Origin of the sequence: Streptococcus cristatus, assembly GCF_003943815.1 — a bacterium.
GTDB lineage: Bacteria > Bacillota > Bacilli > Lactobacillales > Streptococcaceae > Streptococcus > Streptococcus cristatus_F.
On record NZ_RJNA01000006.1, the window covers coordinates 119,281 to 132,684 of the forward strand.

At 42.7% G+C, this 13,404-nt stretch carries 12 protein-coding genes; 2 read left to right on the top strand and 10 right to left on the bottom strand.

Annotated features, from left to right (window positions below; all coding sequences use genetic code 11):
- Positions 1 to 5 precede the first annotated feature (5 nt).
- The 6 genes from sufD to D8872_RS05545 all read right to left on the bottom strand — a co-directional run bounded on the left by sufD (position 6) and on the right by D8872_RS05545 (position 6,972).
- On the bottom strand, positions 6 to 1,268 hold the full coding sequence (sufD, locus tag D8872_RS05520; protein WP_125390240.1) for a Fe-S cluster assembly protein SufD: 1,263 nt from the start codon (positions 1,266 to 1,268) through the stop codon (positions 6 to 8).
- A 41-nt stretch (positions 1,269 to 1,309) separates the two neighbouring features.
- On the bottom strand, positions 1,310 to 2,080 hold the full coding sequence (gene sufC / locus D8872_RS05525) for a Fe-S cluster assembly ATPase SufC (RefSeq protein ID WP_005591767.1): 771 nt from the start codon (positions 2,078 to 2,080) through the stop codon (positions 1,310 to 1,312).
- 83 nt (positions 2,081 to 2,163) lie between these two features.
- Positions 2,164 to 3,336: a glycosyltransferase family 4 protein gene (locus D8872_RS05530; RefSeq protein ID WP_062005033.1), complete on the bottom strand. Its 1,173-nt coding sequence runs from the start codon at positions 3,334 to 3,336 to the stop codon at positions 2,164 to 2,166.
- Positions 3,327 to 4,070 carry an adaptor protein MecA gene (mecA, locus tag D8872_RS05535; RefSeq protein WP_125390241.1) on the bottom strand — a complete coding sequence of 248 codons (744 nt, stop codon included), beginning with the start codon at positions 4,068 to 4,070 and terminating at the stop codon, positions 3,327 to 3,329. The genes D8872_RS05530 and mecA overlap by 10 nt, the downstream gene beginning before the upstream one ends.
- A gap of 111 nt (positions 4,071 to 4,181) precedes the next feature.
- A complete protein-coding gene (locus tag D8872_RS05540) occupies positions 4,182 to 5,024 on the bottom strand; it encodes an undecaprenyl-diphosphate phosphatase (RefSeq protein WP_005591764.1) in 843 nt (280 codons plus the stop codon).
- Positions 5,025 to 5,112: 88 nt separating this feature from the next.
- The gene (locus D8872_RS05545; RefSeq protein WP_260471676.1) at positions 5,113 to 6,972 is read right to left on the bottom strand and encodes a DUF2207 domain-containing protein; all 1,860 of its coding nucleotides are present in this window, start codon (positions 6,970 to 6,972) and stop codon (positions 5,113 to 5,115) included.
- Positions 6,973 to 7,138: 166 nt separating this feature from the next.
- Between D8872_RS05545 and D8872_RS05550 the strand changes: the two genes are divergently transcribed.
- A complete protein-coding gene (locus D8872_RS05550) occupies positions 7,139 to 8,704 on the top strand; it encodes an ABC transporter substrate-binding protein/permease (protein WP_125390243.1) in 1,566 nt (521 codons plus the stop codon).
- Positions 8,701 to 9,441, top strand: a complete 741-nt coding sequence (locus tag D8872_RS05555; RefSeq protein ID WP_005591761.1) for an amino acid ABC transporter ATP-binding protein — start codon at positions 8,701 to 8,703, stop codon at positions 9,439 to 9,441. Before D8872_RS05550 ends, D8872_RS05555 begins: the two co-directional genes overlap by 4 nt.
- Before the next feature lie 93 nt (positions 9,442 to 9,534).
- Here the strand turns inward: D8872_RS05555 and D8872_RS05560 are convergent, their stop codons facing one another.
- From D8872_RS05560 to ilvC, 4 genes are all read right to left on the bottom strand, one after another.
- A complete protein-coding gene (locus tag D8872_RS05560; RefSeq protein WP_001130035.1) occupies positions 9,535 to 9,750 on the bottom strand; it encodes a capsule biosynthesis transcriptional regulator in 216 nt (71 codons plus the stop codon).
- A gap of 110 nt (positions 9,751 to 9,860) precedes the next feature.
- Entirely contained in the window at positions 9,861 to 10,757 is an 897-nt protein-coding gene (locus tag D8872_RS05565; protein WP_125390244.1) for an SPFH domain-containing protein, read from the bottom strand.
- 93 nt (positions 10,758 to 10,850) lie between these two features.
- Positions 10,851 to 12,101 carry a threonine ammonia-lyase IlvA gene (ilvA, locus tag D8872_RS05570; RefSeq protein ID WP_061910514.1) on the bottom strand — a complete coding sequence of 417 codons (1,251 nt, stop codon included), beginning with the start codon at positions 12,099 to 12,101 and terminating at the stop codon, positions 10,851 to 10,853.
- Between the two features lie 66 nt (positions 12,102 to 12,167).
- The gene (gene ilvC / locus D8872_RS05575) at positions 12,168 to 13,190 is read right to left on the bottom strand and encodes a ketol-acid reductoisomerase (protein WP_005591758.1); all 1,023 of its coding nucleotides are present in this window, start codon (positions 13,188 to 13,190) and stop codon (positions 12,168 to 12,170) included.
- Between the last annotated feature and the right edge of the window lie 214 nt (positions 13,191 to 13,404).

Genomic DNA, 13,404 nt, shown 5'->3' on the forward strand with positions numbered 1-13,404 from the left:
GCTTTTTATCTTTTTGCGAGAATAATATCGATATTTTCAATCATTTCATCACGGACTTCTTTAACAGGGATTTCCACAATCACTGAACCTAAGAAGCCGCGCACGACCAAGCGCTCTGCCGTCGCCTTATCAAGACCTCGACTCATGAGGTAATACATATCTTCTGGATCCACCTGACCGATAGAAGCCGCGTGACCAGCTGTCACATCGTTTTCATCAATTAAGAGGATTGGATTAGCATCTGAGCGCGCTTGGTCAGACAGCATGAGAACCCGGCTTTCCTGCTGGGCATCTGCTCCCTTAGCGCCTTTGATAATATGTCCGATACCATTGAAAGTCAAGGTTCCTTTTTCTAGGATAACCCCGTGCTGCAGGATATTTCCGATAGAGTTGCAGCCATAATTAGTTACGCGGGTATCAATCCCCTGAACCTGCTTGCCACTTGAGAGCGCCACTACTTTCATATCCGCATGGCTTCCATTACCGTAAAGGTCGCTATCAAAGTCAGCCACGACATTGCCTTCGTTCATAACGCCGATAGCCCAGTCAATCATGGCATCATTATCCAGCTTACCGCGACGGCTGATATAAGCCGTTACATTTTCACCCAAGCGATCAATAGCTGAAAACTTAATCTGAGCTCCAGCCTGAGCAATAACTTCGACAGTGATATTGGCAGTTGCTGGAACAGTTCCTTCACCGTAAGTTTCCAAACGTTCCAAGTAGTTAACCTTGGAATGCTTGCCTGCGATAATCAAAATATGCTTGTTAAAAGGAACATCGCTTTCGCTGTCCTGATAAAAAATTCCTTCAATCGGCTGGTCAATCTCAACATTGTCCGGTACATAAAGAACCGCGCCACTATTAAAATAAGCCGTATGGTAAGCCGCTAATTTGTCCTCGTCATACTTGACTGCGGACATAAAATGCTTCTCTACCAGCTCTGGAATCTCTTCCAAAGCTGTGTGGAAATCTATGAAGATCACACCTTGCGCTGCCAAATCAGCCGGCAATTGCTCCAGAACAGTATGAGTTCCCACTTGAACAAGCTTGAGATTGTCATCTAGGGCTGTAAAGTCTGGAACACTTGTCAGCGGCTCACTCTCTGAAATACGGCCGTCTCCCAGATTCCAGCGATGGAATTTAACCCGCTCAATAACTGGCAAATCCAGTTGGTCCATCTGGTCAAAGGCCTGCTGACGGAGAGCAGCCAACCATGCTGGTTCTGCGTGAACTTGTGAAAATTCGTGAATCAATTCTTTTGTCATGTCATTCTCCTATCTTTTATCAAAGTCAAAAGAATGTTTGACTAGACTTCTTCAGTATAGTTGAAGCCCAACTCTTCAGCCAATTTGGCATAGCCTTCTTTTTCCAAGCGAACTGCCAATTCTGGACCGCCAGAAAGAACAACTTTCCCCTCCATCATGACATGAACAACGTCTGGAGTGATATAGTTGAGCAGGCGTTGGTAGTGGGTGATGATCATAGCACCAAATCCCTCTCCACGCATAGCATTGACCCCTTTAGACACGACCTTGAGAGCGTCGATATCCAGACCTGAGTCAATCTCATCCAAAAGCGCAAAAGTTGGCTCTAACATAAGCAACTGCAAGATTTCATTACGTTTTTTCTCACCACCTGAGAAGCCTTCATTGAGGTAGCGCTCAGCCATTTCTTCCTTCATGTTGAGCAATTCCATCTTTTCATCTAGTTTAGTAATGAAGTCACGGACAGAGATTTTTTCATCGTCTTCCTTACCAGCGTTCATGGCCGCACGAAGAAACTCCGCATTGGTAATACCAGGAATTTCACTAGGATACTGCATTGCAAGGAAGAGTCCCATGCGAGCCCGTTCATCCACTTCTAGCTCCAAGATATTAACCCCATCAAAAAGCACCTCTCCTTGAGTTACTTCGTAGTTAGGATTTCCCATAATGGCTGCAGACAAGGTAGATTTCCCTGTTCCATTTGGACCCATGATAGCTGCAACTTCTCCCGTTTTCAGAGTAAGATTTACCCCTTTGAGAATTTTTTTCCCTTCAATTTCAACATGAAGATCTTTGATTTCTAAGACAGACATTTCTTTTTCCTTTCTTTGCTTAGCTGATTTACATACTTTAGTATACCAAAAAAAAGCCCAAAAGGCTTTTATTTTGTTTAGAACTATTCTTGTTTGTGTTTCTTTTGGTATCTCTTCTCTCGAACTTCTTCTCGATAAGAGGAGTTTCCGATAAAGCGCAGAATATTGAGCAGGGGCGTCCTCTGCGGCCCCAGAACCCCTATTAGTTCTACTAAGAGTTCGACACCTAGCAGAAGGCCAATCACGAGGAGGAGTCCACCGATGCGGGTTGATACATTTAGCAGGAGGGAAATCATCGAGAAAATCATCGAAATCCCATAGATAACCAGAACTGTTCCCCGATGTGTCAATCCTAAGGACAAGAGCCTATGGTGAAGGTGGTGACGGTCAGGCTGGTAAAATTTCTGACCAGACAAAGTCCGACGAACGATTGCTAAAAAGGTATCGGTAATCGGTACACCCAAGATAATCATAGGCGTGACAATCGCTACTGCCGTCGCATTTTTCAAGCCTTGTAGAGACAGGACCGAAATCATAAAACCGATGAAAAGAGCCCCCGTATCCCCGCCATATATAATGGCTGGATGATAATTGTAAGGAAAGAAGCCAGCAATAGAGGCTACTAAGACCAGGATTGTCAAAGTCAGGAATAAATTATGGCCCGGCAAGAAAAAGTAGGAAACAATGCCCATGGTTAGTAAGGAAATAATGGAGACCCCGCTAACAAGGCCGTCTAAACCATCCATGAGATTGACCGCATTGGTAATGGAGACAATCCAGAGAATGGTCAAAATGAAAGATAGCCAAGGTGGGAAAAAGAGATGGGGACCACCAAACGGAATCTTAAAGTCATCCAAGCGGAAATCCGTCAGCCACCAAATCAGACAGGCAGCTAGCACAATCCCCCCTAACTTCATCAGGGGACTTAATTCTTTAATATCATCGATAAGCCCCGTCAGGGCAACAATCAAGCCTCCCAACACCACCGGCCAAATATAGTCAAAATAAGTCTGTTCAAAAAAAGTGACGCCAACAATCTGCGGCATGAATACCAAAGTTGCCAAGGTAAAAGCTGCTACAACCGCCAGACCGCCTGCACTCGGCATGGGCTTCTTATTGATTCGTCGAGCATTAGGATAGTCGACTGCATCCATTTTAAAAGCCAAGAGGCGAACGAGGGGAGTCAGCAAAACTCCGACAAAAAATGTCGCTAGTAGCACCAAAATGAACTTCAATGGAAAAGCAATCATAAGCATTCAACTTTCTGCAACTGTTGGATGGCTTCTGTCACCAAAAGCAGACGCCCGTGTTCTTGTAGGACAGAACGAGTAATATCTGTATCCTCAGCAAACTCACGCATTTTAGCCAGTAACCAAGCTGGATAAAGAGCAGGTTGCTCTTCCAAATCTACCAAAATAGTCAGGTAGTAGGCAGAGTCATATTTATAAAGTTCTGATAGGTCTATTGGATAGTCAACCGTTTTGGCGAAAGAAACCGCACTCTGCAAATCAGTAAATGACAAAATATAGTAGACATAACGGTCTAGATTCTCTTCCCTATCTTCTGAAGAATCTACAGAGGCCTCCTGATCAGCCTCTGCTGCTTCTAAAGATTTGACCGCCTCAAGGTCATCCTTACTCTTTTCAAAGATATTTTTCTCTAAAGTCTTTAAGAACTCATCTGGCGACATCTGGCTGAGCTCATCCATATCCGGTAGATTTCCCAAATCTTCAAAATTCAAATTCTTATCAATCTTCGATCTCGTCACAAAGACATCCAGCTTGTCTGGCTTAGGCGTCACTCGAAAGCTGAGCATGCCACTATCTAAAAAGCTGTCCGGCATTTCCAACTCATCCAAAATGGTATAGAAAAATTCTTCTGTTTTTTCTTGGGGAACTAGGAAATCTGCAATTTCCATTCCGTGTTCTTCCAAATCTTCCAACTGGATGGTGATTTTAATCGTCGAATCATTAATCTGTTTCACTTCCATCTCATCAACCTCATACTTTCATAGTCTTTCTATTATACTAAAATTCTAAACTTATTTCAAAAAAATAACTGGTCAAATAAGAAAAGGCTGGGAAAATTTCCCAAGCCTTGATTAACCAATAATGACCTTGATCAGACCGTAAACCAACAGCAAAACTCCGAGTCCGATCCGATATTTACCAAAGATTGTAAAGTCATGATTCTTGACATAGTCTGTCAGGAAGCGAATCACATAAAGACTGACTCCGAAAGCCACTCCCATCGCTACCAATAAAAGGAATAATTGGTCGAAGCCTAAAGAATTACCCTTGATAATAAATTTCAGGATTTTCAGCCCACTTGCACCAAACATGATTGGAATCCCCAAGTAGAAAGTAAACTCTGTCACAACTGGTCGGCTGACACCATTCAAGAGACCACCGACAATGGTCGCACCTGAACGGCTGGTTCCTGGAAAGAGGGACAAGACTTGGAAAAGACCGATATAAAGAGCTGTTTGATAAGGAAGTCTGCTCAATTCTGTAACAGTCGGTTCCACCTGCTCTCGTTTTTCCAGATAGATAAAGGCAGCCCCGTAGATAATCAGCATGATTGCGACGGATACCAGATTATAAAAATGTGCTTCAAACCAATCGTCTAGGAAAAGACCGATGATTGCAGCTGGCAAAGCAGCAACGACTACCTTGGCCCAGAGCTGCCATGTCAGCTGAATTTGACGAGCTGTTTTCCCTGGTTTAAAAGGGTTGAGCTTATCAAAATAAATCACCACAACCGCCAAGATGGCTCCCAGTTGAATGACTACATTGAACATTTCCATGAAGGCTGGATTTTCATTTTTATACTTGATAAAATCTTGAATCAGAATCAAGTGGCCGGTACTCGAAATGGGTAGCCACTCTGTAATTCCTTCAACAATTCCATAAATAATGGACTTTAAAATTTCAATAATAAACATAGATAACTCCTAAAACAACTTTAGCATTTATTATACCACATATTGGAGGAGAGGAAAAGTTTTCTCAAGGGCTTTAGCAAGCTTTTTATCAAAAGGCTCCGCCACCTCCGCCTCCACCGCCACCAGAGAAGCCACCTCCTGCTCCGCCTCCTGATGAAACAGAAAAATGACTGGCCGTCGAGGCAATGTGTCCATAATTTGAAAAACTATGGGAACTTGCGTAGAAAATAGGATGAAGATTATATTGTAGATAAGTATTCATAGACGCGTTTTCCAAGGAAATCTGACGCAGCTTCATGACCCGACTAACCCGATCCGCATAACCAAATAGGGTAGCATAGACCAAAAGTCGGTTCCACAGGACAATGCCCTCCACCTCGGTATCATATAGGCGAGCGATGTAGCGTAGCATATTCGCAAAGCTATTCCAGAGATAGAAATCATGGGCTCCCTCATCGCTCAGGACACCATCCCGCTGATATAACTGTAAGGCTCTGCCCAGCAGAACGGTCAAGACTGAAGCAATAGCTGCAAGCGGAAGATGGAACCAAATAAAGCCATCTAGCTTGATCAGATAGACAAAAAAGGTCAAGAGAGACAAGCTAAAAGCAAGGAAACTTGCCATTAGAGCCAACCACAAGAAAAGCTTTTCTCCTCGTTTCAAAGGACGATAGTGATCCAGCAAGTTTAGCTCCCGAATCTCCTTTAATACTTGTTCAGACAAAAGGTTTAAATCAGTTGAAAAGCGATTTTTTATTCGATTGCCTATTTGGCGGATTCGTGCTTCATCTGTTGATTTTTTATTTTTATAAAGATCTTCTGAAATCTGATAAGATTCAAACAAGTCTGCTACAGCTGCCTGTTTATGGTCACCAAATGCCATCTGTAAGAATTGACCTTCAAACTCTGACAAACCTTTTTTAGAAGTTGGTTTCAAGATTGGCTTGTCTGCAGTTCCTAAAAGCTCGATATAGCCTCGATCCATCAAATCCAGCAAGGTCGCCTGCACCAAATTTTCAAATTTCAAATGCGCCCGTCCGCCACTGGTCGGATCGACTTCCCTCATATCCACAGCAAAGATATTGGCCGCTACAATGAGAGGAGCCAGATCTTGCGGAGCTTCATAGAGGCGAGCGTCTTTAGGAAAAGCTTGGCTAGGATGAATCTTAATCCGAAAAATCAGATAAAATATCCCCGAAAGCATCAGCAAGAACAAACCTAAAAGAGGTAGATAAATTTCCCCCAAGCGATGATAAAACTGGCTCTTAGCTACAATCTCTTTCTCAACTGCTTGAAAAGTCTGTAGATAGTCGGTCGCTTTTGGATCCTCTGCTGCCTGATGCAGAGCTTGGCGATGCCAATATCCATGCAGTTCAACCTTCTTCCTGCTAGGCAAATGAGATAGCTGAATCCGATAGTCACCACGGTCCCTATCTATAGTAGGCGATTGGCCAAAATAACCTGTATGAACATACATGTCTGTTAGGGTCCAAGTTCCCAGGCCCCAAACCTTAATCGTCACATTTTGCAGCTCTTCTTCCCAATCACTGATCGGCGTCCATTTGAGCTCTGCTATATCTTTATGGAGAAACAGAAGATTGGTCAGGTTCCATGTGACTGTTACTTTGACCGTGTCGCCTTCTTTACCCGCATTGTAAATCTTAACCTCGTAGCCATCTCCTAAATCTGTGACTCGTGGCTCAAAGTCATACTTTACGACTCCATTCGTTTTCACAGAAACTTTTGGATCTGAATCAATAGCAAAGCCTTCTGGCATCTTTCCTGCTGAGCCTAAGGAGACCATCTGGCCATTGTAATCATCATCAAAATGATAAGTCACCTCTTCTGTATAGGTGGCTGTATTATCGGCATGGATCTCCAAATCTCCTTGATACGACTGGATTTGATAGTCTAAAGCTGACACCGTTCCAGCAAAAAATAAACTCAAAAAAAGAAGGAAAATTCCTGACAAGTACCTTTTCATAAACCAAAGTCCTTTTCTAAATCTTTATCCTATTATAGCATTTTTCTCAAGTAAGGGCTTACCAGGATTGAAAAGTCGGATATTTTTCGGTAGAATAGAAAGAACTATTTTAGAAGGACTAGGAGAGAATATGAAAAAATTCATTTTAACCTTATTGACAGCCCTCCTCGTCTGTCTGGGCACCCTTACCGTAGCTCAGGCGGATGATTATCTTAGAATTGGGATGGAAGCGGCCTATGCCCCTTTCAACTGGACCCAAGATGATGATTCAAATGGTGCTGTTAAAATCGAAGGAACAAATCAGTACGCCAATGGCTACGATGTCCAAGTTGCCAAGAAGATTGCTCAGGAAATGGGCAAGGAACCTCTAGTTGTGAAAACCTCTTGGAACGGACTGATTCCAGCCTTGACCTCTGGTAAAATCGATATGATTATCGCTGGTATGAGTCCAACTGCCGAACGAAAAAAAGAAATCGCCTTTTCTAACAGCTACTATACTAGTGAGCCTGTTATGCTGGTTCGAAAAGACGGCAACTACGCTAATGCTAAGACCCTCAAGGACTTTAAAGATGCTAAGATCACCTCTCAGCAAGGTGTCTATCTTTACAATCTGATTTCTCAGTTGCCTGGAGCTAAACAAGAGACCGCCATGGGAGATTTCGCCCAAATGCGTCAAGCTCTAGAATCTGGTGTTATTGACGGATACATCTCTGAACGTCCCGAAGCTCTGACAGCTGAAGCTGCCAACTCTAAGTTCAAAATGATCCAATTTAAAGAAGGATTTGAGGTCGGCGAAGAAGATGCCTCCATCGCTGTCGGCATGCGTAAAGACGACAGCCGAATCGAGCAAGCTAATGCAGCTATCGCTAAACTCTCAACGGATGACCAAGTCCAGCTGATGGATCAAATGATTAAGAATCAGCCTGTAGATACTGATACCGACGATGCTGAAGATACATTCTTCAACAAAGTTTTTAAGATTTGGAAGGAAAATTGGCCACAATTCTTACGCGGAGCTGGTTTGACCTTGCTCATTTCCATTACAGGAACAATCGCTGGCCTCTTTATTGGCTTGTTGATTGGGGTCTATCGGACAGCGCCCATTTCAAAAAATAAGGCTCTAGCCTTCCTGCAAAAACTATTCGGTTGGTTCCTCAATGTTTACATTGAAATCTTCCGTGGTACTCCTATGATTGTACAATCCATGGTTATCTACTATGGAACAGCTCAGGCTTTTGGCATTTCGATCGACCGAACGGCTGCAGCCATCTTTATCGTTTCTATCAATACTGGCGCTTACATGAGTGAAATTGTCCGCGGTGGTATCTTTGCCGTTGATAAAGGACAATTCGAAGCGGCTACCGCGCTCGGAATGACCCACAGCCAAACCATGCGCAAGGTCGTCCTGCCACAGGTGGTCCGCAACATTCTGCCTGCGACGGGGAATGAATTTGTCATCAATATCAAGGATACATCTGTCCTGAATGTTATCTCCGTGGTGGAGCTCTACTTCTCAGGAAATACCATTGCAACTCAGACTTATCAGTATTTCCAAACCTTCACCATTATCGCAGTTATTTACTTTGTCTTGACCTTTACCGTCACTCGAATCCTACGTTTCATCGAGCAGAAATTTGACACAGATCATTACACAACAGGTGCCAACCAAATGCAGACGGGAGAATTGAAACAATGACCGAAACAATTTTAGAAATTAAAAATCTCAAAAAATCTTATGGGGAGAATCAAGTCTTAAAAGACATTTCTCTGACTGTCCACAAGGGCGAAGTTATCTCCATTATCGGAAGTTCAGGTAGCGGAAAGTCAACCTTTCTCCGCTCCATCAACCTCCTAGAAACACCTACTGCTGGCGAAATTCTCTACCGCGGAAAAAATGTCTTGGATGAAAACTATGATCTGACTCATTACCGCGAAAAATTAGGTATGGTGTTCCAAAGTTTCAATCTTTTTGAAAATCTCAATGTCCTAGAAAACACCATCGTAGCTCAGACAACCGTGCTCAAAAGAGAGCGCGCTGAAGCAGAAAAGATTGCCAAAGAAAATCTAGAAAAGGTCGGTATGGGTGAGCTCTACTGGCAAGCCAAGCCTAAACAACTCTCAGGTGGACAAAAGCAGCGGGTTGCCATTGCACGTGCACTTTCCATGAATCCTGATGCCATCCTTTTCGATGAGCCAACTTCAGCTCTTGACCCGGAAATGGTTGGTGAAGTCCTGAAAATCATGAAGGAATTGGCTAAAGAAGGCCTGACTATGATTGTCGTGACCCACGAAATGGAATTTGCCCGCGATGTTTCCAGCCGTGTTATCTTTATGGATAAGGGCGTCATCGCAGAAGAAGGCACTCCACAAGAATTCTTTACCAATCCTAAAGAAGAACGAACCAAGGAATTCCTACATCGCTTCTTGAAATAAACAACCAAGCAAACAAACAAGACGGAAAAAGATACATCCGCCTTGTTTTTTTATTCGCAAAATAAAAAAGCGGGTTTCCCCACTTTCCGAAGATTAGTCTTCAAACTTTTCATGATTCTTATCGTAGAAATCAATCAAGCCAAGAGCTGTTTCAAAAGAAATATTCTTTACTTTTGCACGTCCTTGAGCAAGAGCAATAATTGACATTTCACGCGCGTTTGTTTCTTTACTAATACGGTAACCTGTAATTTTTTTGTCACGAACCCATCCAACGACTGACTCTACTTTTTCAAAATTTGATTTAGCCATTTCTTACTCCTCTCTAACTTATTTCGAATACTAATATAATGGTTTTTATACAGTTTGTCAACTTAGAAAAACCAAAACAAACAAATTAAATAATTCTGAATATTCTATATTTATTTAGCTTTGAGGGCTGAAAGGATCTGGGTGCGAATACTCTCCACTCCATCAGGATTTGCTGGAAGGAAGATTGTGTTATTTCCTTGCTTATCTGCAAAATTATTCAAGGTATCTAAATACTGGTTAGTCAAGAGGATGGACATAATTTGTTCTTCTGTCAACTCAACATTGGCGCCTTTAAGCTCCTTAATCGAGTCTGCTAAACCATCCACGATTGCCTTCCGCTGCTCTGCAATACCGACCCCATGAAGACGGTCTTTCTCAGCCTCGGCTTCTGCAGCAGTTACAATTTTAATCTTATCTGCTTCTGCCAATTCCTGAGCTGCCACGCGCTTGCGTTGAGCGGCATTGATTTCGTTCATAGACTGTTTAACTTCTGCATCTGGCTCAACCTTGGTAATCAAGGTCTTGACAATGATGTAGCCATAAGTCGACATTTCCTCAGCTACCTGCTTTTGAACTTCTAGGGCGATCTCATCTTTCTTTTCAAAGAGCTCGTCCAAGGTCAGTTTTGGAACTGAGGAACGCAGAGCATCTTCGATGTAGGACTTAATCTGCGCTTCTGGCCGCATGAGTTTATAGTAAGCATCTGTGACATTGTTTTCATTTACCCGATACTGAGTCGCAACATTCATGGTCACAAAGACATTATCCTGAGTCTTGGTCTCAACAATAATGTCGCTTTGTAGCAAACGCAACTGAACACGAGCGGCGATTTTGTCAATTCCCAAAGGCAAACGAACATTCATCCCACTTGTACTAGTCTTGTGGTACCGACCAAAACGCTCAATGATGGCAACAGATTGCTGGCGCACGACATAAAGCGAGCTAAATGCCAATAGACCACAAAGAAGAAGAAAAATGAGAAAGAAGAAAAAGAAATTCAGTAACATAAGCGCATCTCCTTAATTTAATATAGTATATTCTAGCACAGTCCTTACTCACTTGCAATTAAAAAGTGGGATTTTACTAAAATATTTTTAGGATCAGACTAACATGTTATAAAGCGTTTCGTTTCCGTTTAGATTGATGAAGGAAGGATCAAAATGCTCGATTCGATTGATCAGACCCGCATAGTCATGCTTATTGGCCAAGGCAATCCCAATCAAGACCGGACCTGTTCCCTTGCTGGCCCGCTTGATGTATTCAAATCGAGTGATGTCATCATTTGGCCCTAAAATATCATTTACAAATTCACGTAAGGCACCAGGCCGCTGCGGGAAATTTACTACAAAATAATGCTTGATGCCATCATAGATGAGGGCACGTTCTTCCATTTCAGGCATACGGTTAATGTCATTATTTCCTCCCGAAATGATACAGCAGACAGTTTTTCCTTTGATATATTCTCGCAACACTTCCAAGGCTGCTACGCTAGCTGCACCAGCAGGCTCTGCGATGATTCCTTGTTTAGAATAGAGATCAATCAAGGTTTCTGAAATCAAGCCTTCATCAACCCCGATCAGTGTTTCTACATTCTTTTTCGTTGCTTCATAAGTAGATGCCCCTACCTTTTGGACTGCGATACCGTCCGCAAATTTGTCAATTTCATTGAGTTTGACAGGACCACCTGCTTCAAAAGCTGCTTTCATACTGCGGGCCCCATTAGCCTCTACCCCAATCACTTCAATTTGTGGCTGGCTTTCCTTGATGTAAGTGGATACTCCTGCGATGAGACCGCCGCCTCCTACTGGTACCAAGACCAAGTCTAAATCGATGGACTCCCGAGCTGTATCTTCTAGGATTTCATAAGCAACTGTTCCCTGACCTGCTTGAACGTGAGCATCATCAAAAGGATCGATGAAAGTCCGATTTTCCATCCGAGTGAATTCCATAGCCGCCCGAGCAGAAGCATCAAAAGTATCCCCTACTAGCTTAATCGTAACAAAATCGCCACCAAAGAAACGAACCTGTCCAATTTTTTGTTGAGGAGTTGTGATAGGCATAAAAATAGTCGCTGGGATTTTCATTTCATTACAGGTGTATGCGACACCCTGAGCGTGGTTTCCCGCAGAAGCGCAGACAACCCCGCGTTCTCGCTCTTCTTTACTCAACTGAGAAATGGCATAATAGGCACCACGTATTTTGAAAGAACGGACACGTTGGGCATTTTCCTTTTTAAGATAAATCTTTGCCCCGTACTTCTCTGACAAGTAATGATCATAATCAAGCGGTGTATTGACAACAACATCTTTTAATACCTTATGAGCACGGACGATATCTTTTGCTGTTAACATTCCTTTTCCTTTCCAAATGAGGTAAACAAACTCAGCTGGGATGCCAGCTGAGTTTTCCACACAATCTTAGTTGTAGATCTTGAAAGCATCGTCGTCGTTTTTACCAACGAATGGCATTGCTTTACGCAATTCTGCACCGACTTTTTCAATTTCAAGATTAGCTGCTTGTTCACGGTAAGCAGTGAGTTTTGGACGTCCAGCCTTGTAGTCATTTACAAAGTCATTTGCAAATTTACCATTTTGGATATCTGCAAGAACTGCTTTCATGTTTTCTTTGACTTGCTCAGTAATCACACGTGGACCTGATACATAGTCACCATATTCAGCAGTATTTGAAATAGATTGGCGCATTTTCTTGAATCCACCTTCGTAGATCAAATCCACAATCAGTTTCATTTCGTGCAGCACTTCAAAGTAAGCTAATTCTGGTGCATAGCCTGCTTCTGTCAAGACTTCAAAACCTGCTTCGATAAGGGCAGTCAAACCACCACAAAGTACAGCCTGTTCACCAAACAAATCTTCTTCAGTTTCTTCTTTATAAGTTGTTTCAAGCAAACCAACACGAGCTGCACCAACACCTTTACACCAGTCCATCGCGATGTCTTTGGCATTCCCAGTCGCATCTTGGTATACCGCGTAAAGAGCTGGAACACCGAAGCCTTCTTCAAAAGTACGGCGAACCAAGTGACCAGGACCTTTTGGTGCACACATGAAGACATCTACATCTGCAGGAACTTTGATAAATTCAAAGTGGATATTGAAACCATGAGCAAATCCAACTGCGTTACCAGCTTCCAAGTTAGGAGCGATTTCTGTTTCGTAAAGTTCTTGTTGGATTTCATCTGGAGCCAAGATCATGATAACATCAGCCAATTTAGCAGCTTCTGCTACTGTGTACGTGTCAAAGCCATCTTCTTTAGCTTTATCAAATGACTTACCAGGACGAACACCGATAATCACATCATGACCTGTATCACGCAAGTTTTGTGCATGAGCATGACCTTGTGAACCATAACCGATAACGGCGATCTTTTTACCGTCAAGTGCTGCTACTTTTACATCTTTTTCGTATTCCATTGTTACTGCCATAATGTTTACTCTCTTTTCTATTTTTATTGCCTCTTAGGCGGTTTTAACAAATTTAAGTAGGGTTTTATACTCACTGAAAATCAAAGATCAAACTAGGAAGCTAGCTATAGGTTGCTCGAAGCACTGCTTTGAGGTTGTCAATAAGACTGACGGAGTCAGTAACATATACCTACGGCAAGGCGAAGCTGACGTGGTTTGAAGAGATTTTCGAAGA